This is a genomic window from Stenotrophomonas sp. STEN038 (genome assembly GCF_056759895.1).
This window is the reverse complement of the sequence record NZ_JBRRDW010000043.1, coordinates 18,913-41,853: the sequence shown is the minus strand read 5'-3', so window position 1 is coordinate 41,853 and position 22,941 is coordinate 18,913. Positions and strand designations below refer to the sequence as shown.

Annotated in this window: 20 protein-coding genes; 8 read left to right on the top strand and 12 right to left on the bottom strand. The window is 63.3% G+C overall.

The annotated features are described in order from the left end of the window. Positions 1-260: 260 nt before the first annotated feature. From gyrA to rpsF, 11 genes are all read right to left on the bottom strand, one after another. A complete protein-coding gene (gene gyrA, locus ACVOLS_RS16190) occupies positions 261-2,960 on the bottom strand; it encodes a DNA gyrase subunit A (RefSeq protein WP_481546466.1) in 2,700 nt (899 codons plus the stop codon). Between the two features lie 440 nt (positions 2,961-3,400). Further along, complete coding sequence (gene mtnA / locus ACVOLS_RS16185) at positions 3,401-4,465, bottom strand: S-methyl-5-thioribose-1-phosphate isomerase (RefSeq protein WP_481546465.1); 1,065 nt, start codon at positions 4,463-4,465, stop codon at positions 3,401-3,403. Positions 4,466-4,526: 61 nt separating this feature from the next. Next, positions 4,527-5,210 carry a DUF3011 domain-containing protein gene (locus tag ACVOLS_RS16180; RefSeq protein ID WP_481546464.1) on the bottom strand — a complete coding sequence of 228 codons (684 nt, stop codon included), beginning with the start codon at positions 5,208-5,210 and terminating at the stop codon, positions 4,527-4,529. A gap of 122 nt (positions 5,211-5,332) precedes the next feature. Beyond that, positions 5,333-6,280 (bottom strand): EF-P lysine aminoacylase EpmA, encoded by a 948-nt coding sequence (gene epmA, locus ACVOLS_RS16175; RefSeq protein WP_481546463.1) that lies wholly within the window; start codon positions 6,278-6,280, stop codon positions 5,333-5,335. Beyond that, the gene (locus ACVOLS_RS16170) at positions 6,277-6,753 is read right to left on the bottom strand and encodes an N-acetyltransferase family protein (protein WP_481546462.1); all 477 of its coding nucleotides are present in this window, start codon (positions 6,751-6,753) and stop codon (positions 6,277-6,279) included. Before ACVOLS_RS16170 ends, epmA begins: the two co-directional genes overlap by 4 nt. Continuing rightward, a complete protein-coding gene (ligA, locus tag ACVOLS_RS16165) occupies positions 6,750-9,227 on the bottom strand; it encodes an NAD-dependent DNA ligase LigA (RefSeq protein WP_481546461.1) in 2,478 nt (825 codons plus the stop codon). Before ligA ends, ACVOLS_RS16170 begins: the two co-directional genes overlap by 4 nt. A 184-nt stretch (positions 9,228-9,411) precedes the next feature. Further along, a complete protein-coding gene (gene zipA, locus ACVOLS_RS16160) occupies positions 9,412-10,152 on the bottom strand; it encodes a cell division protein ZipA (protein ID WP_481546460.1) in 741 nt (246 codons plus the stop codon). Between the two features lie 48 nt (positions 10,153-10,200). After that, positions 10,201-13,704, bottom strand: coding sequence for a chromosome segregation protein SMC (gene smc, locus ACVOLS_RS16155; protein WP_481546467.1), 3,504 nt, complete (start codon positions 13,702-13,704; stop codon positions 10,201-10,203). A gap of 231 nt (positions 13,705-13,935) precedes the next feature. After that, positions 13,936-14,385, bottom strand: coding sequence for a 50S ribosomal protein L9 (rplI, locus tag ACVOLS_RS16150; RefSeq protein ID WP_481510371.1), 450 nt, complete (start codon positions 14,383-14,385; stop codon positions 13,936-13,938). A gap of 144 nt (positions 14,386-14,529) precedes the next feature. Beyond that, entirely contained in the window at positions 14,530-14,760 is a 231-nt protein-coding gene (rpsR, locus tag ACVOLS_RS16145) for a 30S ribosomal protein S18 (RefSeq protein WP_002804494.1), read from the bottom strand. Between the two features lie 11 nt (positions 14,761-14,771). Further along, complete coding sequence (gene rpsF / locus ACVOLS_RS16140; RefSeq protein ID WP_282266085.1) at positions 14,772-15,203, bottom strand: 30S ribosomal protein S6; 432 nt, start codon at positions 15,201-15,203, stop codon at positions 14,772-14,774. Between the two features lie 249 nt (positions 15,204-15,452). Here rpsF and ACVOLS_RS16135 point away from each other — a divergent pair, with 249 nt between their 5' ends. Continuing rightward, entirely contained in the window at positions 15,453-16,667 is a 1,215-nt protein-coding gene (locus ACVOLS_RS16135) for an MFS transporter (protein WP_481546459.1), read from the top strand. 154 nt (positions 16,668-16,821) lie between these two features. Here ACVOLS_RS16135 and ACVOLS_RS16130 read toward each other — a convergent pair whose 3' ends face one another. Then, positions 16,822-17,160 (bottom strand): HesB/IscA family protein, encoded by a 339-nt coding sequence (locus ACVOLS_RS16130; RefSeq protein WP_481532009.1) that lies wholly within the window; start codon positions 17,158-17,160, stop codon positions 16,822-16,824. A 149-nt stretch (positions 17,161-17,309) separates the two neighbouring features. Here ACVOLS_RS16130 and asnS point away from each other — a divergent pair, with 149 nt between their 5' ends. From asnS to kynU, 7 genes are all read left to right on the top strand, one after another. Then, a complete protein-coding gene (gene asnS, locus ACVOLS_RS16125) occupies positions 17,310-18,704 on the top strand; it encodes an asparagine--tRNA ligase (RefSeq protein WP_481546458.1) in 1,395 nt (464 codons plus the stop codon). 32 nt (positions 18,705-18,736) lie between these two features. Beyond that, entirely contained in the window at positions 18,737-19,042 is a 306-nt protein-coding gene (locus ACVOLS_RS16120) for a hypothetical protein (protein ID WP_481546457.1), read from the top strand. Beyond that, positions 19,039-19,350 carry a hypothetical protein gene (locus tag ACVOLS_RS16115; protein ID WP_481532012.1) on the top strand — a complete coding sequence of 104 codons (312 nt, stop codon included), beginning with the start codon at positions 19,039-19,041 and terminating at the stop codon, positions 19,348-19,350. The genes ACVOLS_RS16120 and ACVOLS_RS16115 overlap by 4 nt, the downstream gene beginning before the upstream one ends. A gap of 7 nt (positions 19,351-19,357) precedes the next feature. Then, the gene (locus ACVOLS_RS16110; protein ID WP_481546456.1) at positions 19,358-20,002 is read left to right on the top strand and encodes an FMN-binding negative transcriptional regulator; all 645 of its coding nucleotides are present in this window, start codon (positions 19,358-19,360) and stop codon (positions 20,000-20,002) included. Between the two features lie 81 nt (positions 20,003-20,083). Further along, the gene (can, locus tag ACVOLS_RS16105; protein ID WP_481546455.1) at positions 20,084-20,746 is read left to right on the top strand and encodes a carbonate dehydratase; all 663 of its coding nucleotides are present in this window, start codon (positions 20,084-20,086) and stop codon (positions 20,744-20,746) included. Between the two features lie 326 nt (positions 20,747-21,072). Continuing rightward, entirely contained in the window at positions 21,073-21,600 is a 528-nt protein-coding gene (locus ACVOLS_RS16100; RefSeq protein ID WP_481546454.1) for a 3-hydroxyanthranilate 3,4-dioxygenase, read from the top strand. A 50-nt stretch (positions 21,601-21,650) separates the two neighbouring features. Continuing rightward, a complete protein-coding gene (kynU, locus tag ACVOLS_RS16095; protein ID WP_481546453.1) occupies positions 21,651-22,925 on the top strand; it encodes a kynureninase in 1,275 nt (424 codons plus the stop codon). Positions 22,926-22,941 lie beyond the last annotated feature (16 nt).

Genomic DNA, 22,941 nt, shown 5'->3' with positions numbered 1-22,941 from the left:
CCCCCCCCGCCCGGCCCCGCCGGGGGGGGTGGGCCCGCCCGGGGGCGCGCCCGGCGGGCGGGGTCGGGGGCTACCGGGTGCCCGCCTCTGCCGAGCTGGGCGCCCCACTACGGAATCCGCATGACACGCTTGCCGCTTGTCGCTGCGAAGTTGCTCGCAGAGGCTGGCCGGGCTTCGGGCTACGAGCTAGAAGCCTGCCCTCACGCAAAAGAAAAAGCGCCGGCATGCCGGCGCTTTTTCCAAACCCAAACCCTGAAAAGTCAGGCCTCCGGTGCGGCCGGTGCCACTGCTTCCACAGTGCCTGCTGCATCGTCTTCCAGCACCTCGTCCTCAGCATCGAGCGATGCATCCAGGCGTTCAACCGCCTGCAGCTTCTCTCCCTTGGACAGACGGATCAGGGTCACGCCCTGCGTGTTACGGCCGACGCGCGAGATCTCCGAACCACGGGTACGCACCAAGGTGCCACCGTCGGAAATCAACAGCACTTCATCGCCGGTACCCAGCAGCACCGCGCTGACCAACTTGCCGTTGCGCTCGCTGGTCTGGATGCCGATCACGCCCTGCGTGCCGCGACCCTTGCGCGGGTAATCCGCCAGCGGGGTGCGCTTGCCGTAGCCGTTCTCGGTCGCGGTCAGGATGTACTGCACGCCAGCATCGTCCGCAGCTTCGACGATCTCGCCGCCGTCCACTGCCACTTCCTCGACGCCATTGTCATCCTCGTTCTCATCCTCAACGCCGCCGGCACTTTCAGCGACGATCAGGCTGACCACTTCCTCGCCCTTGGGCATCTTGATGCCGCGCACGCCGGTAGCGGTACGACCCATCGAGCGGACCTTGTCTTCGCCGAAGCGAACGGTCTTGCCGTTGGACGCGAACAACACGATGTCACGCTCACCGTCGGTGAGGCCAACGCCGACCAGCGCGTCACCGTCATCCAGATTGATGGCGATCTTGCCGCGCGCCAGACGGAACGCGAACTCGCTCAGTGGGGTCTTCTTGACCGTGCCGTTGCGGGTAGCGAAGAACACGAAGTGATTCTCGTCGTACTCGCGTACCGGCAACACCGCCTGCACGCGTTCACCGTTCTCCAGCGCGATCCAGTTGATGATCGGACGGCCACGCGCATTGGAACCGGCTTCCGGCAACTGATGCACCGGCAACCAGAACACCTTGCCCGAGCTGGTGAAGGTCAGCAACGTGTCGTGCGTGTTGACCAACCACAGCTGTTCGATGAAATCCTCGTCCTTGGTCGCTGCGGCGCTGCGGCCACGGCCACCACGACGCTGGGCACGGTAGGCACTGACCGGCTGCCGCTTGACGTAACCGGCACGCGACAGCGTCACCACCACGTCTTCCGGCGCGATCAGATCCAGGATGTCCAGGTCTTCTTCGCTGTGACGGATTTCGCTGCGACGCGCATCGCCGAACTCGGAACGCACGTTCTCCAGCTCTTCGCGGATCACCTGCAGCAGTACATCCGGGTTCTCCAGGATGCGGATCAGGCCAGCGATGGTTTCCAGCAGCAGCTTGTACTCTTCGGTCAGCCTGTCCTGCTCCAGCCCGGTCAGGCGGTGCAGGCGCATTTCCAGGATCTGCGTGGCCTGGACTTCGCTGAGCTGGTAGTTGCCATTGACCAGGCCGATGCCCTTGGGCAGGTCTTCCGGACGCGATGCCTCGGCGCCGGCCGCGCCCAGCAATGCACCTACCAGGCCCGGCTGCCACACCTTGGAGAGCATGCGCTCCTTGGCTTCAGCCGGATTGGCCGAGGTCTTGATCAACTCGATCATTTCATCGATGTTGGCCAAGGCAACGGTCAGACCTTCCAACACGTGCGCACGCGCACGCGCCTTGCGCAGTTCAAAGATGGTGCGGCGGGTGACAACCTCACGGCGGTGGCGGATGAACGCCTCCAGCATTTCCTTGAGGTTCAACAGCTTCGGCCGGCCATCGACCAGCGCCACCATGTTGATGCCGAACACCGACTCCATCTGGGTCTGCTGGTACAGGTTGTTGAGCACAACCTCGGCCGACTCGCCACGCTTGATTTCGATGTAGATGCGCATGCCGTCCTTGTCGGACTCATCGCGCAGCTCGCTGATGCCTTCGAGCTTCTTTTCCTTGACCAGCTCGGCGATCTTCTCGATCAACCGCGCCTTGTTCACCTGGTACGGAATCTCGGTGACGATGATCGACTCGCGACCATTGTCGGCCACTTCGATATCAGCCTTGGCACGGATGCGCACGCGACCACGGCCGGTACGGTAGCCGGCGATGATGCCGGCAGTGCCATTGATGATGCCGGCGGTGGGGAAATCCGGGCCCGGGATATGCTCCATCAGGCCGTCAACGTCGATCGACGGATTGTCGATCAATGCGATGCAGGCGGTGATGGCTTCGGTGAGATTATGCGGCGGGATGTTGGTCGCCATGCCCACCGCGATACCGGCAGAACCATTGACCAGCAGGTTCGGGAACCGGGTCGGCATGACCGTCGGCTCCAGTTCCTTTTCGTCGTAGTTGGGCTGGAAATCGACGGTTTCCTTGTCGATATCGGCCATCAGCTCATGCGTCAGGCGCGACATGCGTGCCTCGGTGTAACGCATTGCTGCTGCCGAGTCGCCGTCGACCGAACCGAAGTTACCCTGGCCGTCCACCAGCATGTAACGCAGCGAGAATGGCTGCGCCAAACGCACCAGCGCGTCGTAGACCGACTGATCGCCGTGCGGGTGGTACTTACCGATCACGTCACCGACGATACGCGCCGACTTGAAGTACGCCTTGTTGCTGTGAGCACCCAGCTCATTCATCGCAAACAGGACGCGGCGATGAACTGGCTTGAGGCCATCGCGGGCATCGGGGAGTGCGCGGCCGACGATCACGCTCATCGCGTAATCGAGGTAGCTCTTGCGCATCTCGTCTTCCAGGTTGACCTGGATGATTTCCTTGGCGTTTTCTGCCATTCGGGTTCCGTTGTCAGGTAGCGATCCCGTCCGACGACAGCACCTTGACGGGCCACCTTGCCGGAAACTCGGATCAACCTGCGGAGTCTATCACAAAGGGCGGTTTTTCGCCTCCATTTAAGGGGCTTTTACCGGAAGAAATCAGGAACTTAGGGGCAGCCAAAGGGTAGAGCCGAGCCATGCTCGGCTGATGCCGTACCCGTAGCCCCTGCAGGAGCGGCGTAAGCCGCGAAACCACAGATCCAGCAGGCCGCAGCCCGATTCAACCTGTAGTGCCGAGCCATGCTCGGCTGGGGCCTTACCGGGAACGCCCTCTGCCGAGCATGGCTCGGCACTACCATCCAAGCTTTACCGGGAAAGCCTCTACCGAGCATGGCTCGGCACTACCATGCAGGCCTTGCCGGGAACGCCCTTGCCGAGCGTGGCTCGGCACTACAGGGTCAGTCGTTGAAGGCGGCGGCCATAGTGGCCAGGTCCGGCTTCAGGATCACGCCGCGTTCGGTGACGATGGCGTCGATCAGCTCGCCCGGGGTCACGTCGAACACCGGGTTCCAGGCAGCAATACCTTCGGCCACGGTGCGGACACCGCCCACGCCAAACAGTTCGCCCGGGTCACGCTGTTCGATTTCGATCTCGTCTCCATGGGCCGTACCCATGTCCACAGTCGAAGACGGGGCAACGACCATGAACTTCACGCCATGGTGGCGGGCAGCAATAGCCAACTGGTAGGTACCGATCTTGTTGGCGGTGTCCCCATTGGCACAAATACGGTCGGCGCCCACGATCACCCACTGCACCGCACCGGTCTTCATCAGGTGCGCAGCCGCCGAATCAGCAATCAAAGTGGCGTCGATACCGTCCTGTTGCAGCTCCCAAACGGTCAGGCGCGCGCCCTGCAACCACGGCCGGGTTTCTCCAGCAAACACCTTCGCTATGCGGTCCTGCGCCACACCCGCGCGTATCACGCCCAAGGCGGTGCCGAAGCCGGCGGTGGCCAGCGAACCGGTGTTGCAATGGGTCAGCACGCCGCTACCCGGTGCAATCAACGCTGCGCCCAAGGCACCCATATGACGGTTGGCAGCGAGGTCTTCATCAGCGATTGCCTGCGCTTCAAGCGCGGCGGCCAACTTCCAGTCCGAACCGGCGGCAGCGATAGCGCGGCGCATGCGTGCAAGCGCCCAGGCCAGGTTGACGGCAGTAGGACGCGAGGCATTGAGTCGATCCAAGGCCGGTGCCAATACCTGCAATGCAGCAGCACCGTCATCGGCCTGCACCTCGCGCGCCGCGAGCACTACCCCCCAGGCGGCAGCAATACCGATGGCGGGCGCACCACGCACGGTCAAGGCATGGATTGCTTCTGCAACCGCATCACTGTCATGGCACAGCACGTGCTCGACGATGAACGGCAGTTTGCGCTGATCCAGAAGCTCCAGGGCTTCGCCGGTCCAGCGGATCGGGCGGATATGGTCGTATCGAGCGTAATCAATGGCGGAGGTATCGTTCATCCGCACATTGTAATCGGCGCTGCCCGGCGCGGACCAATAGCCTTGAATCCGCCAGCGCTGCTCAATCGGCGGAGAACTCGCCGCGGCAGCCCTTGTCCACCCATATCCCGTTGTGGTCCCAGCCCCAGCTGTCCCCTTCCCGGCAGGCGGCTTTGGAAAGCTGCTCGACCAAGGTAACCCGGCGCGAAACGCTGACTCCGCATTCGCGTCGCAGCTCGCTCTTCGATTCGCAGGTCACCCGCCGCGGGACATCGACAAAGCCAGAGCCATCCTCGGCGCCGACCTCGAACACCCCTTGGCACCCCCGACTGACCCAGATCTCCTTGCCGCTGTATCCCCAGCTACGCCCTTCGCGACACGGCAACACCGACTGCTGCCGCAGCAAACGCACAGGCGCCCCGCGCAACACCACCGGGCAAACCTCCGTCCGTCCCTTCGATTCGCAACGTACCACCCGGCGTGTAGTACGGGTGGAAGCCTGCAGCCGCGCGAATTCAGCGCTGCAACCCCGGCTTACCCACACCGCGTTGCCTTCGATGCCCCAACTGGTCTCACGGATGCAATCACGCCTGGACAGCTGCCGCACCAGTTGCACGCCAGCACTGGTATCCATCGGGCAGAACACCCGCAGCTGATCACCCGATTCGCAGCGCACAACCTGCCGGTCCGCCGCTGTTGGCGCAGATTCCCGGGCTGCCAGTACGGTCGGCGCCAGCAATAGCAGCAAGCCGCAGACCCGCTTCATCAGACGCTCCCCTGTTCGGTCATGATGGGTTCCGATGATCACACACTGCCTGAGTCTTTGTGAGCAAAGCATCATCATCGTCTTTGGCAACATGCAGATCCTTGATCAAGCGCAAACCAGTATCAGGCGTTGGCGAAATCAAACGCCAATACATCGCCAATACGCGCCGTACCGGCCAAGGCCATCAGCAATCGATCCACACCAACCGCAACACCGGCGCAGGCAGGCAGCGCTGGCAGTGCAGCAAGAAAGGCCTCATCCAAGGGCGGCTGTTCAGCTCCGCGCGCCGCCCTGATCGCCAGGTCACGTTCGAATCGCTGACGTTGTTCAAATGCATCATTCAGCTCGTGGTAGCCATTGGCCAGCTCAAACGGACCCAGGTAAAGCTCGAAGCGTTCAGCCAATGGCGGCGTACCTGGACAAATCCTGGCCAGCGCGGCCTGGCTGGCCGGCCAGTCATGAATCACGGTAATGGCATCGACTTCGAACTGCGACTGGATGCGATGGCTCATCAGCAGATCCAGCCAGTCATCGCGGGTCAGGCCATCGGGCTGGATACCGACTTCACCCAGACCCGCTCGTAGCTGCACTTCGTCGGCCAGGAACGGATCCAGCGCCACCGCCTGCATGAACAGGTCGCGGTAGCTGACGATGCGTACCGATGCAGGCGGCCGCTGCACCAGCGCCAACGCTTCCTGCACCAGCGCAATGGTTTCTTCGATCAGCCGGTGATGATCCCAGCCAACCCGGTACCACTCCAACATGGTGAACTCGGGATTGTGGCGACCACCGGCCTCGCCGTTGCGGAATACCCGGCCCAGTTCATAGCAATCACCAACGCCGGCAGCCAGCAGCCGCTTGAGTGGATACTCCGGCGAAGTGCGCAGCCAACGCTGTGGCGAACCGGCATCGACGTGACCACTGAAGCGGGTATGGAAGCCCTCGATATTCGGCTCGGTATTGCCGGCAGCCGACATGATTGGCGTTTCCACTTCCAATACATCGCGCTCGGCAAAAAAGCCGCGGATCAATGCATTCAAGCGTGCGCGCTGACGCAGAGCCTCGATCACGAGTGCAAACGCCCGGAGTGCCCGTCCAATGACAAGGTCAGGATGTCGCGTTCATCGTCGCGGTAGCCAGCCGACAGATACAACGACTTGGCCTTGGCATTGTGGTGATTCACTTCCAGCCGGATCACCGCAGCGCCCTGCCCTGCAGCCCAGTCACGGGCCAGCGCCAAGGCCTGTCGACCCCAGCCACGACCACGCGCTGCCGGGCCCAGGTACAGCTCGTCCAACAATACGAAACGGCCGCCCTGCTCAACACTGAAGCACCACCCCAAGGTGATGTAGCCGACCACGCCGTCACCATCAAGCATCAGCAACGCCGCGCCACAGCTTGGCTGCTCCAGCAACGTGTGCAGGCCCGGCTCCACCCGTTCGGCGATATAGGGAATCTGATCCTCCACATAGAACTCGCGCACCATCGCGATCAGCTGCGGGAAGTCTTCCGGTTGCGCCAAGCGCGCCTTGATCTCACTCATGCCTGTTCTCCATGCTCGGCGAGGAAGGCAAGCAGACGCGCTTCGTCCCATACCTCCACACCAAGCTCATTTGCCTTGTCCAACTTGGAGCCGGCTTCGGTGCCGGCCACCACGAAACTGGTTTTCTTCGAGACGCTGCCGGCGACCTTGGCGCCCAAGGCCTCCAGCTTGGCCTTGGCCTGGTCGCGGCCCATCTGAGTCAGCGTGCCGGTCAGCACCGCCGTCTTGCCATCGAGCACACCGGCTACCTGTTGCTGTTCCACTGGCGTGATCGCCAGCAAACCTTCCAAAGCTGCACCAGCAGCACTGAACAGCTGCGCATTGGCATCGATGTTCAGCCAGGCGACCAGCGCATTGGCGGTTTCCGCCGGCAGACCAGCGGTCATGAAGTTGTGCGCTTCCTCATCCAGGATCGCCGCCGTGGAGCGGAACGCCTCGGTCAGCTGGCGCGCGCGCACCGGCGTGACCTTGGGAATTTCCAGGTCCGCCAACAAGGTCGCCAGATTCAGATCAGCACGCAGCTTTGCATTGGGCGCGTGCGTATCGCTGATCTGCACGCCACGCTCCAACAATGCATCAATTGCCTGCTGGTTACCCGGTTGTGCCATGAAGTGGCCAATCGAACGAGCCACTTCGCCACCGATGTCCGGCACGCGCTTGAACATCGGCCACGGCAGGTGACGGATCAACTCAAGATCACCGAACCATGCCGACAGGGCCTTGGCTGTGCTCTCACCCACGTGTTCGATACCCAGCGCAAACAACAAACGCTCCAACGTGGTGTTGCGGCTGGCAGCAATCGCAGCGATCAGGTTATCGGCCCACTTGGTGGCGATCTTCTTGGTGTTCCACTGGAAGCTGGCTGGCACCGACAAGGCCTGCGCACGCCAGGATGCATCGCTCGCATCCAGCTTGAGGATGCGATTGAGGGTGTCGCCGCTACCTTCGGGCTGCAGGTGCTGGCCGAGTTGCGAGGCGAGTGTTTCAGGTGAGTCGGCATCCAGCGCCAGCTTCAGCACCAACAACTGGTCGCGGTTGAGCGCATACAGATCGGCGACGCCGCGCACGATACCCGCATCAACCAGCACCTCGATGTACTTGTCACCCAGCCCGTCGATGTCCATCGCCTTGCGTGAGGCGAAGTGGGCAATGGCTTCCTTGCGCTGTGCTGGGCAGCTGAGCTCACCGGAGCAGCGCCACGCCGCCTCACCTTCCTCGCGCACGATTTCCGAACCACACACCGGGCAGGCGCGCGGCATCTGCCATGGCGTCGTGCTTTCCGGGCGGCGATCAACAATGACGCTGACAACTTCCGGGATCACATCACCGGCACGGCGCACGATCACCGCGTCGCCGACGCGCACGTCCAGGCGCGCGATCTGATCGGCGTTGTGCAAGGTGGCATTGGTGACGACGACACCAGCCACGTGCACCGGCTTCAACCGTGCAACCGGTGTCGCCGCGCCGGTACGACCGATCTGGATCTCGATGGCTTCGACCGTGGTGGTCTGTTCCTGCGCCGGGAACTTATGCGCGATCGCCCAGCGTGGCGCACGTGCGACGAAGCCCATTTCCTGCTGACCCTCACGGTCATCGAGCTTGTAGACCACGCCATCGATGTCATAGGCCAGACTGTCACGGCGCTCACCGATATCACGGTAATACGCCAACAGGCCTTCGGCGCCCTGCACTACCTTGCACAGGTCGCTGACCGGGAAACCCCATTGCGCCAGCTGCGCCAACGTTGCCGAATGCGTCCCGGGCAGCTCGCCACCGGACACTTCACCGAGCCCATAGGCATAGAAACTCAGTGGTCGCTGGGCGCTGACCTTTGGATCAAGCTGGCGCAGCGAGCCGGCCGCGCCATTGCGCGGATTGGCCAGCACCTTGCCGCCATGCAGGCGCGCCTGCTCGTTGTAACGCTCGAAGTCGGCGCGCGGCATGTAAACCTCGCCACGCACCTCCAGCACCTCGGGCCAACCCTGACCACTCAGCTGCTGCGGAATCACCTTGATCTGGCGCAGGTTGGCACTGACGTCTTCGCCGGTGGCACCGTCGCCACGGGTCGCGCCCTGCACGAACACGCCGTTCTCGTAGCGCAGGTTGATGGCAAGGCCATCGAGCTTGGGCTCTGCGGAGAAGAACAGTTCGCGGCGATGCAGACGTTCATCGATGCGCCGCACGAAGTCATGCACCTCGGCATCGCTGAAGGCATTACCCAGCGACAGCATCGGCACGGCATGCACGACTTCCGGGAAGCGCGATGACGGCTTGCCACCGATCTGATGGCTGGGCGAGTCGGCGCTGTCCAGTTCCGGGTGTGCGGCTTCGAGCGCTTCCAGCTCGCGCATCAACCGGTCGTACTCGGCGTCCGGGATGATCTGCTCGTCGTGCTCGTGATAAGCACGCGAGGCGTCGGCCAGCTGGCGGCGAAGTTCGCTGATGCGCTGGGTGGCGGCGGTGTTTTGATTCATGCGGCGATTTTACCTGCGCGGAGTGTTGGCGCGGTAAAAGCGGGGTGCTTGTGATTGATGCTTGCTGCGAACAGCACCCCACCCCGGCCCTCCCCTTGCCTGCGGCAAAGGGAGGGAGCCAAGCTCTGCCCCCTCCCTTTCGCGTAGCGAAGGGGAGGGTTGGGGAGGGGTAGCTCTTAGAGCTTCACCAACGCGGCGACTTTGTCAGCGGCGGCGCCTGATGCTGGCGATCGTATGCGCGCAGATCATCACGGATATGCGCAATGCGCTGACGGCCGAGGGCATTGCGGCTGTCATCCAGCACCACGCCATCCAGCAGTTCGCCCATGCGCTGCACGGTCGGCAGCATTTTCTCCCAGGCATCGAGCGCGGTCATCGGTGCCGGCAAGGTCAGGAAGAACGCGATGGCAGGGGTTTCCATCTCGCGGATGTTGGCCATGTCGAAACTGCCCGGCTTCATGATGCTGGCCATCGAGAAGATCGGGCCGCGCTCCGAATGCCCTTCCACCAGACGGTGGAACACATTCATGTAGCCGAAGACCAGACCGGTCTTCTCCGCCGCCACCACGATGTCCTCGCCACGCAGCACCTGCCCGGAACGGGCAGCCACGTACAGCGAGACGATCTTGTCGAAATCCTGGGTGGGCCGCTTACCGAGCTCACTCAGGTTGCCTTCGTCCACGTCAGGGAGGCCGAGCTCGGGCTGGCTGACGCTGTCGCCTTCTGCCCCGCCCTCACCCAGCTCGGCACCAACAGCGCCATCGCCCCCACCGAGCACCGGCTCGCGACGCGGCTGCTCGCCATTTGCAGGCTCCTTGCGCTTGCCTTGCGCCAGCCGCTTGGGCCGGCTGAAAAAGAAAATGGCCGCTACCAGCAAAACGCCGGCAACCAGAATGCCGATACGCAACAGTGCCGTGTCAGACATGCGCTGCAGTCTCCGGATTAATCGTTCAGGTGGTTAAAGGATGGCACGTCAGGCCGCGCCCGCCAATCGGGCAGCCTCTTCAAGATCAACACTGACCAGTCGGCTGACACCCGGCTCACGCATGGTGACACCCGACAACTGGTGCGCCGCCTCCATCGTCGCCTTGTTATGGCTGACGAACAGGAACTGCACCTTCTCGCTCATTTCCTTGACCATATTGGCCAAGCGACCGACGTTGGCCTCGTCCAGCGGCGCATCCACCTCGTCCAGCAGGCAGAACGGGGCCGGGTTGAGCTGGAAGATGGCAAACACCAGCGCCACCGCGGTCATCGCCTTCTCACCACCGGACAGCAGCGAGATATTGGATACACGCTTGCCCGGCGGGCGCGCCATGATGGTCACGCCGGTATCGAGCAGATCTTCGCCGGTCAGCTCAAGATAGGCATGGCCACCACCGAACAGGCGTGGATACAGCGCCTGCACGCCGGAATTGACCCGGTCAAAGGTGTCCTTGAAGCGGCCCCGGGTCTCGCGGTCGATCTTGCGGATGGCGTCTTCCAAGGTTTCCAGCGCGGTGTTCAGATCGGTGTTCTGAGCATCCAGATACTCCGAACGCTGCGAGGCCTCGCCGTATTCGTGGATCGCGGCCAGATTGACCGGCTCCAGCCGACGCATGCGGCCATCGATCTGGTGCACCGTCGACTCCCAATCCGACAGCCGCGCATCTTCGGGCAGCGTATTGATCACGTCCTGCAGCACGAAGCCGGCTTTCTCCACCGCTGCCGACAGCTGCTCGGCGCTAAGCACCAAGGCCTGCTGATCCAACTTGCGCTGCGAAATACGCTCGCGCTGCGCCAGCGACTGTTCGTCGCGCTGATGGCGGGTCTGCTCCAACCCACGCAACTCATGATCGATACCATCGAGCAAGGTACGCGCCTCGGCCAGCACGCGGTCGACGCGGACACGCTCAGCCAATGCGTTCTGGTGCTCGGTTTCAAGGCTGTGCACCGGCGTGTCGCCTTCGTCCAGCTGCGAATGCAGTTCGCCAAGGCGCGAGTCGAGCTGACCGCGCTGGCTGCCCATGCGCTCCAGGGCGTGGCTCAGCGAGCTGATCTGGGTGCGCTGCGACTCCAGCGTCAACGCCAATGCATGCATGCTGTCGCGCACATTGCGCGCCGCATCACGGGCTTGATCGCGGGCATCGCTCATCTGCCTGCGCTCGCTTTCCAGCGCGTGCCGGGCAGATTCCAGGTCGCCCATGCTGGACACCGCCTCATCCAGTCGCAGGCGCGCCTCGGTGGCCTGCTCGCGGCTGCCATCCAGCGTTTCCAGCAGCTGCGCCAACTCGCCTTCGATACGCTCGATGCGAGTGCGCGTGGATTCCAACTTGCCCTGCTGGCTCTGCAACTGCCCAGCCAACTCTGACCCGGCGCGGTGCGCCTGATGCAACGAACGCTGCACGTCTTCGCGCTGCTGCTCGGCGGCCAATAGCTGGTCACGCAAGGCGGCCAGCTGCTGCTCCAATGCGCCCTCACGTTCCTGCAGAGTTTCAATCTGCTCGCGTAGGGTGACGATCTCGCGCTCGCGCAAGAGCGCGCCCTGCTCTGCCGCGCCGGAGCGCGACAAGCGCACCCAGCCCTGCCCCAGACGCTCACCGTTGCGGGTGATCACCGATTCGCTGTGGCCGAGCGTGCGTTGCAGTTGCTGCGCCTGCGCCAGGTCTTCAGCGCCATGCAGATGCGCCAGCAGGCGACGGATCGCCAGCGGCCCCTGCACTTTTGCCGCCAATGAGGTTGGCGCGAAGTCCGCCTTGCCATCGGCGCTGGCAACGAGCGCGATGCGTCCTTCACCCAGCTCAGCGAGTGCATCGACCAGTGCCTCCGGTGCATCCACCAGCACGCCTTCGATCAGCTGGCCGAGCGCGCTTTCAACTGCGTTTTCCCAGCCACTCTCAACGGTGATGCGCTCGCCTGCGCGTGCGGCTGAATCCAAGCCGCGCGTTTTCAGCCATGCTGCGGCCGCGCCCTGCTCCTGGCCGAGTGCGGCCTGCTGCAGTGTTTCCAGCGACGACAACCGACCGCGTGCCGATTGCGCCTGCTTGCGCACATCGGCCAGTTCCGACTGCCCGGCACGCTGGTGCTCCTGCAGTGTCGCCACCGATTCCTTGCGCAGCTCGACCTGCTCACTCAAGGTTTCCAGCGCGGTCTTCTGCGTTTCATGTTCCACCTGCAGCTGTTCGAAGGCCTCGGCCAGCGCATCCAGGTCCAGACCGGCGCGCTCTGCCTGCAAGACCTCGCGGCGGCGATCGGCTTCGAGGACTTGTTTGTCCAGATAATCAACGCGGGTGCGCTCGACCTCGCCGGAGCGGGTCGCTTCGGAGGTGTTGCGGTTATGCGCTTCCCAACGCTGCTGCCAATCAGCCAGCTTGGCCTCGGCCTCGCGCAGCGCTTCCTGACGGATCTCGTTGTCTTCCTGCAACTGCTCCAGCTGCGGCTCGGCGCTCTCCACCGACTCACGCAACACCAGCAGCTTGGCCTCGTCGCCGCTGATGTGCTGGCCAAGTTCGGACAGCGCCTGACGAGTTTCGTCGTGCGCCTTGTGCAGGCGCTGCGCCAGTTCCCGCTGGTGGTGAATCTGCTGCTCAAGCCGGGCCAGGGTGCTGCCCACCTGGTACACATCGGCCTGCGCCTTGTTCAAATTCTCGGCCGCTTCTTCGCGGCGCACGCGGCCGGTTTCAATCCGGCTCTCGGCATCGCGCTGCTCGGCGATCAGCTGTTGCAGCTTGGTCTCTTCACGCGACAGCGCTTCGCGCAGGCCGCCCAGTCGGCCGTCGAGGCCACGGTATTCCAAGGCCTTCCATTCCGCATCCTTGACCCGGCGTTCTTCCTGCAGCGCCTGGTACTGTTCGGCCTGCCGCGCCTGACGCTTCAGGTGTTCGAGCTGTTTACCGATTTCTTCGCGCAGGTCGTTGAGGCGATCGAGGTTTTCGCGGGTGTGACGGATTCGGGTTTCGGTTTCCTTGCGGCGCTCCTTGTACTTGGAGATGCCGGCGGCTTCTTCCAGATACACGCGCAGGTCTTCCGGGCGCGCCTCGATGATCTGACTGATCATGCCCTGCTCGATGATCGAGTAGCTGCGCGGGCCAAGCCCGGTGCCCAGGAACAGATCGGTGATATCGCGGCGGCGGCACTTGGTGCCATTCAAGTAATAGTTGCTGCTGCCATCACGGCTGACCGTGCGCTTGACCGAGATCTCGTTGAATGAGGCGTACTCACCGGAAATCGTGTGGTCGGCGTTGTCGAAGATCAGCTCCACCGTCGCCTGCGACACCGGCTTGCGCCCGGCCGAACCGGAGAAGATCACGTCGGTCAGCGAATCGCCCCGCAGGCGGCTGGCCGAGCTCTCGCCCATCACCCAGCGCACCGCATCGATGATGTTGGACTTGCCACAGCCATTGGGACCGACGACGCCGGTCATATTGGTTGGCAGGTGCAAGGTCGTCGGATCGACGAACGACTTGAAACCGGAGAGCTTGATCGTGGATAGACGCATGGAATCGGGCTGTTGGCGGACATCGGCAGCAACTGCCGACATCCGGAATGAGGTTCCGGAGGTTCCCTTCCCGCACTCAAGCCATTGATATCCCGGGGAATTCAACGATCAAAGCACGGCACTGGCAACCGAGTATAGCGACACCCACGGCCATCGGCGGGCAGACCCACCAGACGGCCAAAAGAAACGGGCGCCTTGCGGCGCCCGTTCTTTACAACCAGTGCGGCAGGATCAGGCGTCGGCTTCGACGATGACCTTGACGGTGGTTTCCACATCGGCGTGCAGCTTGACGATGACGTCGAACTCGCCGACGTTGCGGAAAGCGCCTTCGCCCAGGATCACTTCGCTCTTGCTCAGCTCCAGGCCGGCAGCGGTGAAGGCTTCAGCGATATCGCGCGGGCCAACCGAACCGTACAGCTTGCCTTCGGTCGAAGCGTGCGCACCGATGGTGACGCTGGCGCCTTCGAACTTGGCAGCGCGGGCTTCGGCATCGTTGTGCGAGGCCTGGGCCTTGGCTTCGTACTCAGCGCGCTTGGCTTCGAACTCGGCGATGTTGCTGGCGGTGGCCGGAACGGCCTTGCCCTGCGGCACGAGGAAGTTACGGCCGTAGCCCGGCTTCACGTCAACCAGGTCGCCCAGGCCGCCGAGGTTGGTCACTTTCTGGATAAGAATCAGCTTCATGGTGTAGCTCCGTTATTCGTTAGCGGCGCCAATGGCTCCGCAACGCTTGCTGTCCGAATAGGACGGTGGATGCGGAAAATCCGGCCAAGGCCGGATTTCCTGTCGAGAACCCGCAACTGATGCGGGTTCTTCCGAAAAATCGGATTAGACGTCGTGGTTGTCCGTGTACGGGATCAGGGCCAGGAAACGGGCGCGCTTGACGGCCGTAGCCAGCTGGCGCTGGTACTTGGACTTGGTGCCGGTCACGCGGCTCGGAACGATCTTGCCGTTCTCGGTCAGGTACTGACGCAGGGTGTTGAGATCCTTGTAATCGATCTCTTTCACGCCTTCAGCGGTGAACTTGCAGAACTTACGACGGCGGAAGAACTTGGACATGAAAGTGCTCCTTATTCAGCAGAAGCGGCGTCGTCGCCGGCTTCGTCATTGTTGGAAGATGCACCTTCTTCGTCGTCACGACGACGGCGCTCGCCACGCTCGGGCTTGTCACCCTTCTCGTCCTTGCTCTTCATGATCAGCGACTGCTCGGTGTCAGCCTCGTCACGCTTGATGACCAGGTTGCGCAGCACGGCGTCGTTGAAGCGGAAGCTCTCGGTCAGTTCGTTCAGAACTGCCTGGTCGGCTTCGATGTTCAGCAGAACATAGTGAGCCTTCACCAGGTTCTGGATCGGGTAAGCCAGCTGACGACGGCCCCAATCTTCCAGACGGTGGATGGTGCCGTTGCCGGCTTCGACCAGCGCCTTGTAGCGCTCGATCATGGCGGGGACCTGTTCGCTCTGGTCCGGGTGGACCAGGAACACGACTTCGTAATGACGACTCATGTTTTTATACCTTTCGGATATAGCCCTGACGGGCTGGACAGCCCCCCGCTGTGTATCGCGGTGGGGCAAGGGATCCTGCACTTGGAGCGCAGGAAGCCGGGCATTATCCACTGGAAGTGAACTGGAGGCAAGTTGCCCCGGCCCGTGCAACACAGTATCCGGCGCTGGAGCAGACCTCGGCGGCTGCGGATGCTGCGTCGCAACAGTACACTATGTAACCGATTCCACGCCCTCCCCGGACCGCCCGAAGTGAATTCCACGCTCTCCCTGGCAGCGCAGCTGACGCCGCGCCAGCGCACTTTCATTCTCATTGCGCTCTCACTGGGCGGTTTTGCCATCGGCACCAGCGAATTTGCCAGCATGGGCCTGATGCTGGAAATCAGCCGCGGCCTGGCAATCAGCGAAGCCCAGGTCGGTCACCTGATCAGCGCCTACGCCATCGGCGTGGTGGTCGGCGCACCACTACTGGCCTTTGCCGGCGCCAGCCTGCGCCGCCGCAGCCTGCTGCTGTGGCTGATGGGCTTCTACGCCATCGGCAACCTGGCCAGTGCACTGGCCCCGAGCTATCACACGATGCTGCTGGCGCGTTTCGTCGCCGGCCTGCCGCATGGCGCCTATTTCGGCGTGGCCATGCTGGTCGCCGCTTCGATCAGCCCGCCAGAACAGCGCGGCGCGGCCGTCTCCAAAGTGTTGCTGGGCCTGTCCATCGCCATCCTGCTGGGCAACCCGCTGACCACCTGGCTGGGCCAGCAGTTCAACTGGCGCAGCGCCTTCGTACTGGTCAGCCTGCTGGCTCTCGCCACGGTGACGATGGTTGCCCGCCAGCTGCCAGCCGATCCCAGCGAGGTCCGCACCTCGCCGCTGCGTGAAATGCGCGCCTTCAATACCAGCCAGGTGTGGCTGGCACTGGCCATCGGCGCGATCGGCTTTGCCGGCATGTTCTGCGTATTCACCTACCTCGCACCAACCCTGGTCAATGTCACCGGCATCAATGAGCGCTGGATGCCGGTCGCGGTCGGCCTGTTCGGCGTCGGCGCGATCATCGGCAACGTTGCTGGCGGCAAGCTGGTCGACCGGTTGCAGTTCCGTGCCGCCGGCGTGCTGCTGGCATGGTCCATCGTCGTGCTGATGCTGTTCCCGCTGGCCGCGAACTCGGCCTGGGCAATGGTCCCGGCGATCATTGCCGTGGGCACGATGGGCGCGTTGGCCGTGGCCCTGCAGACCCGCCTGATGGACGCCGCCGGCGAGGCCCAGACCCTGGCCGCCGCCTCCAACCATGCCGCCTTCAACACAGCAAACGCGCTCGGCCCGTGGCTGGGCGGCATGGCGATTGGCGCGGGTTATGGCCACGCCTCCACCGGCTATGTAGGCGCGGCGACGGCAGCGGTTGGTTTGCTGCTGTGGGGTATCGCGGTGATGTTGCAGCGCCGCCAGGACGCGCCCGCGCAATTGGCAGCCGACTGAATGTAGTGCCGAGCCATGCTCGGCAGGGGCTTTCCTAGCAAAGCCAGCCTGTAGTGCCGAGCCATGCTCGGCAGAGGCCTTATGCACAATCCCGGACATCACCGGGAATGCTCCAGCCGAGCATGGCTCGGCTCTACAGAGAGCGCAGCCTGCGTCAGCGGTGCATGTCGTCGGTGGTGAAGCTCTCGCCGCAACCGCATTCGGCCGCCGCATTGGGATTCTTGAAGGTGAAGGTCTCGCTCAGGCCCTGCTTGCCGAAGTCGATCTCGGTGCCATCCACCAGCGGCAGGCTCTGTGCGTCCACGTAGATGCGCACGCCGTCCTGCTCGAACACGGTGTCGCCTTCGCGCTCATCCTTGGCCAGGTCGGTAATGTGGCCCCAGCCCGAGCAACCGGTGCGGGTCACGCCAAAACGCAGGCCAAGCGCACCCGGGGTGCCGCTGACGAAGCGCTGCACGCGGGAATGGGCGATGGGGGTCAGATGAACAGCCATGGTAGGGCGACTCCAGCAGAATTACGGTCCAATTATAGATGGAGGCGGTCCGCCGGACTGCAAGCGTTGATAAATGCTCGCCTGCCCGGGCGTTGAGCCGCTAAAATCTCGCATTCACAGATCGAGTCGATCAACAGAGGATTCAAGTCATGACGGTGGTCAGCGTTGCACACGCCCTTGCCGGGAAATTCCCGGAAGGCGGAGAAGTCACAGTCCGCGGGTGGGTCCGCACGGTGCGCGGCTCGGCTGGACTGGCCTTCGTCAACGTCAGCGATGGCTCGGGCTTCGCCGCGATCCAGGTCGTGGCCACCGAAGCGCTGTCCAATTTCGAAGACATCAAGAAGCTGACCCCGAGCTGCTCGGTGATCGCCACCGGCACCCTGGTCAAGTCGCAGGGCAAGGGCCAGAGTTTCGAGATCCAGGCACAAAGCCTCGAGATCGTCGGCTGGGTCGAAGACCCGCTGACCTACCCGATCCAGCCCAAGCCGATGTCGCCGGAGTTCCTGCGCGAAGTGGCGCACCTGCGCCCGCGCACCAACCTGTTCGGCGCGGTTACCCGTATCCGCGACTGCCTGTCCAAGGCCGTGCACCGTTACTTCCACGAGAACGGCTTCTACTGGATCAGCACGCCCATCGTCACCACTTCCGATGCCGAGGGCGCAGGCCAGATGTTCCGCGTCTCGACGCTGGACATGGCCAACCTGCCGCGCACCAGTGATGGCCAGGTCGACTTCAGCCGTGACTTCTTCGGCAAGGAAACCTTCCTGACCGTGTCCGGCCAGCTCAACGTCGAGGCTTACTGCCTGGCACTGAGCAAGGTCTACACCTTCGGCCCGACCTTCCGCGCCGAGAACAGCCACACCACCCGCCACCTGGCGGAGTTCTGGATGGTGGAGCCGGAAATCGCCTTCGCCGACCTGGCCGAAAACGCGCGTGTGGCCGAAGAGTTCCTGAAGTACCTGTTCCGCGCCGTGCTCGACGAGCGTGCCGACGACATGGCCTTCATCGCCGAGCGCGTGCAGAAGGACGCCATCACCCGCCTGGAAGCCTTCGTCAATGCACCGTTCGAGCGCATCGAGTACACCGATGCGATCAGCCTGCTGCAGAAGTCCGGCAAGAAGTTCGACTACCCGGTCGAATGGGGCCTGGACCTGCAGACCGAACACGAGCGCTGGCTGACCGAAGAACACGTTGGCCGCCCGGTGGTGGTCACCAACTATCCGGAACATTTCAAGGCCTTCTACATGCGCCTGAACGATGACGGCAAGACCGTCGCCGCGATGGACGTGCTGGCCCCAGGCATTGGCGAGATCATCGGCGGCAGCCAGCGCGAAGAACGCCTCAACGTGCTCGACGCGCGCATGGCGCAGTTCGGCCTGGATCCGGATCACTACCAGTGGTACCGCGACTTCCGTCGCTACGGTTCGGTGCCGCACGCCGGTTTCGGCCTGGGCTTCGAGCGCCTGGTGGTTTACGTCTGCGGCCTGTCCAACATCCGCGATGCAATCCCCTACCCGCGCGCACCGGGTTCGGCGGAGTACTGATTCATCTGACCCAGTAACAGGAGGCGGTGCCGTTGACCTTGTTCTTCGCTCTTTGCTTCGTTGGCGTGGCCATTGCCGGCCTCAGCGCCTTCCTGATTTTCTGGCCGTTGACGCTGGTCCATATACGCGACCGGCATCCGGCGCTGGCATCCGAATTTGGTGCCGGCGCCTTTCTCAAACCAGAGTGCCTGCGCTGGCTGCTGGGCCGCGGCTTCAACGGCATCGCCGACCGCTCGCTGTCCGGGTTGGCCACACCCGCCCGCATCGCCCTGCTGGTGATGCTCGGCGGATTGGGCATGGCACTGCTGTTGTGGCTTTTTTCGCAGGTAATGAAATGACTGATTTCGAGAACATTCCCGACCAGTGGTGGCTGGCACAGCTCGGCGGCACCCTGATCTGGGCGCGCCTGCGGGTCCGCCCGGGCGGCACCGCCGAGATCCTGGACAGCGACGGCAACACGCTCAGCTACGACAGCGAAGACACCGCCCGCGCACAGCTGTTCGACGCCGAGTTCGTTGCCTTTGATGGCCTGGACGAAGAAGACGCACTGCATCGCGGCTTCTCGCTGCACGAAGTGGCACCGCCGCAAGGCGATGACGACAGCTTGCGCGAGCGCATGGTTCAACTGCTCGGCACCCGGGTCTAAGCACTCCGTGTTCGCCCAGCGCGTTTTTGTAGAGACCGACCTGCTCTGGCTGGACCGCCTGCTGGACCGCGACCCGTTCGTGACCTTGCTGACCACCGGCGACGATGGACTGCCCGAACTGACCCGGCTGCCGGTGCTGTACCGGCGCGAAGGGCACAAGGTCGAACTGATCGGCCATTGGGCTAAGGCCAACAAACAGTCGCGCCACCTCGGCCGCGCCAAGGTATTGGTCAACGGCCCGCAATGCTATGTCTCGGCCAGCTGGTATCCGGACAAGGAAAGCGCTGCGCGCGTGCCTACCTGGAATTACGCCGCCGCTGAACTGGTCGGCGAACTGCACAGTTTCGACGACACGGCGGCATTGGCCCAGTTGCTGACAGACACCAGCCAGTTCTTCGAGGCCAGCGTCGGCCAGGACTGGCAGTTCGATGCCAGCCTGGACGATCACGCCCCCTCGCTGCGAGCCATCGTAGGCTTCCGTCTGGACGTGCAACAGATCCAGATCAAGCTGAAGCTGAGCCAGAACCACCCGCAGGCAAACCAGCTGGCGGTGATCGAGGCCTTGCAGGCCCTGGACACCCCCGATGCCCGCGAACTGGCGCAGTGGATGCAGCTTTACCGCAGTGAGCACGGCGATCAGCACGATGGCTGAGCTGCGCCCCGTTTCCCGCGACGCTGCCATGCAAACGCGCAGCAGCGCCCTACCCCTCAAGATCGCAAGGGAAGCTTCACCATGAAAGACATCCATAACCTGCTGCAGAAGAACCGCGAATGGGCGGACCGGATCGAGAAGGAAGATCCCGAGTTCTTCCATCAGCTGGCCAAGCAGCAGAGCCCGGAATACCTGTGGATCGGCTGTTCCGATTCGCGCGTACCGGCCAACCAGATCATCGGCATGGCACCGGGCGAGATCTTCGTCCACCGCAACATCGCCAACGTGGTGGTGCACACCGACCTGAACTGCCTGAGCGTGATCCAGTACGCCGTGGACCAGCTCAAGATCAAGCACATCCTGATCGTCGGCCATTACGGCTGCGGCGGCGTGCATGCGGCCTTGAACAAGGTGCGTGTCGGCCTCGCAGACAACTGGCTGCGCCATGTCGGCGATGTCGCGCAGAAGCACGACGACATCCTGTCGCAGATCGACGATCCCGACCTGCGCCACGCGCGCCTGTGCGAGTTGAACGTGATCGAACAGGTGGTCAACGCCTGCCGCTCGACCATCGTCCAGGACGCCTGGGCCCGCGGCCAGAAACTGATGGTGCACGGCTGGGTCTACAGCCTGCGCGACGGCCGCGTCAGCGAGATGGGTATTGATGTGGGTTCGCCGGAGGAGTTGCAGCCTGCGTATGAGAAGGCGTTGTCGTTTGTGCCGCGGAAGGGCAAAAGGCACTGAGCGGAGGAAGGCACTGCCGGAGCTAGGCTTCCCTAAACCCGGCCGGAGCTAGGCTTCCTCCCCTCTCCCGCTTGCGGGAGAGGGGCTGGGGGTGAGGGCCTACCGCCCCAGCCAAGTCAAAACCATGCCCTCATCCGCCCTCCGGGCACCTTCTCCCGCATGCGGGAGAAGGGACAGAGCAGAAGCCAGAGCAAAGCCAAAGCCAAAGCCAAAGCAACAGCCAAAGCAACAGCAACAGCAACAGCAACAGCAAGAGCAAGAGCAAGCCCAAAGCCGCAGCAGCACCCCTCCAAAACACCCCCAGCCCCTCACCAAACAGGCCCCGCATGCTCCCCCTACCCCTGAACCTGCTCGGCTGGATCGAAGAACACCGCCATCTCCTGAAGCCGCCGGTCGGCAACAAGATGATCGAGAACGGTGACTTCATCGTCATGGTGGTTGCCGGCCCCAACAGCCGCAACGATTACCACTGGGACGAAGGCCCGGAGTGGTTCTTCCAGCTCGAAGGCGAGATGGTGCTGCGGATACAAGAAGACGGCGCGGTGCGCGACATCCCTATCCGCGCCGGCGAGATCTTCCTGCTGCCGCCGCGCGTGCCGCATTCGCCGCAGCGCATGCCCGGCTCAATCGGCCTGGTGGTCGAGCGCAAGCGCCTGGACCACGAGCTCGATGGCTTCATGTGGTTCTGCCAGCAGTGCAATCACAAGATCTACGAAGAGTTCTTCCATCTGAAGAACATCGAGACCGATCTGCCCAAGGTCTTCGACCGGTTCCATGCGTCCATCGAACACCGTACCTGCCGCCAATGCGGGGCCGTGCATCCACTGCCTAAACCGGTCACGCCAGAGGCCTGAGTGGCCGGGCGCGGTTACACTGCGGGTACATCCTCGACGTGTCCGCACCGATGAACGAAACGCTGTCACCCGCTCACGCCACCGCACTTGATGCTGCCGATCCGCTGCGCCATCTGCGCAGCCAGTTTCTGATCCCGCAGCACCAAGGCACCGATCAAGCCTATTTCGTCGGCAACTCGCTGGGCCTACAGCCACGCGGTGCGCAGGCGATGGTGCAGGAGGTGATGGATCAATGGGGCCGCATCGCTGTCGAGGGCCACTTCACCGGGCCGACGCAGTGGTTGAGTTATCACCGCCTGGTGCGCGATTCGCTGGCCGGCGTGGTCGGCGCGCTGCCGCACGAAGTCGTCGCGATGAACACGCTGAGCGTGAACCTGCACCTGATGATGGTCAGCTTCTACCGCCCCAGCAGCGAGCGCCCGGCAATCCTGATGGAAGCAGGCGCCTTTCCGACCGACCGCCACGCGGTCGAGGCACAGATCCGCTTCCATGGCTTCAACCCGGCCACCGACCTGATCGAAGTGCAGCCGGACGAAGCCAACGGCACCATCTCGATGCAGGCCATCGAACAGGCCATCAGCGAACACGGCAAGCGCGTCGCACTGGTGCTGTGGCCGGGCGTGCAGTACCGCACCGGCCAGGTCTTCGATCTGGACGCGATCACCCGCCTGGCACGCGCGCAAGGCGCCAACATCGGCTTCGATCTGGCCCACTCGGTTGGCAACGTACCGTTGAACCTGCATGAGGTCGCACCCGACTTCGCGGTGTGGTGTCACTACAAATATTTGAATGCCGGTCCGGGTGCGGTTGCTGGCGCCTTCGTGCACGAACGCCACGCCAAGGACACCTCGCTGCCACGCTTCGCCGGTTGGTGGGGCCATGAGCAGGCGACCCGCTTCCAGATGGCCCCGGAGTTCGTGCCCGAGCTGGGCGCCGAAGGCTGGCAGCTGAGCAATCCACCAGTGCTCGGGCTTGCTCCGCTGCGTGCATCGCTGGCGCTGTATGACGAAGCCGGCATGGACGCATTGCGCACCAAGTCGCTGAAGATCACCGGCTACCTGGAAACCATGGTGCGCGCACGCCTGGACCATGTGCTGCAGATCATCACCCCTGCCGAACCCGAGCGCCGCGGCTGCCAGCTGTCGCTGCGCGTGGCCGGCGGTCGCGCGCAGGGCCGCTCGCTGTTCGAATACCTGCAATCTGTCGGCGTGCTCGGCGACTGGCGCGAGCCCGATGTCATCCGCATCTCGCCCACGCCCCTGTACAACCGCTATAGCGATGTTTACCGCTTCGTCGACGAAGTGGAAACCTGGGCTGGCGTCTGACCAACGGAATCCTGTG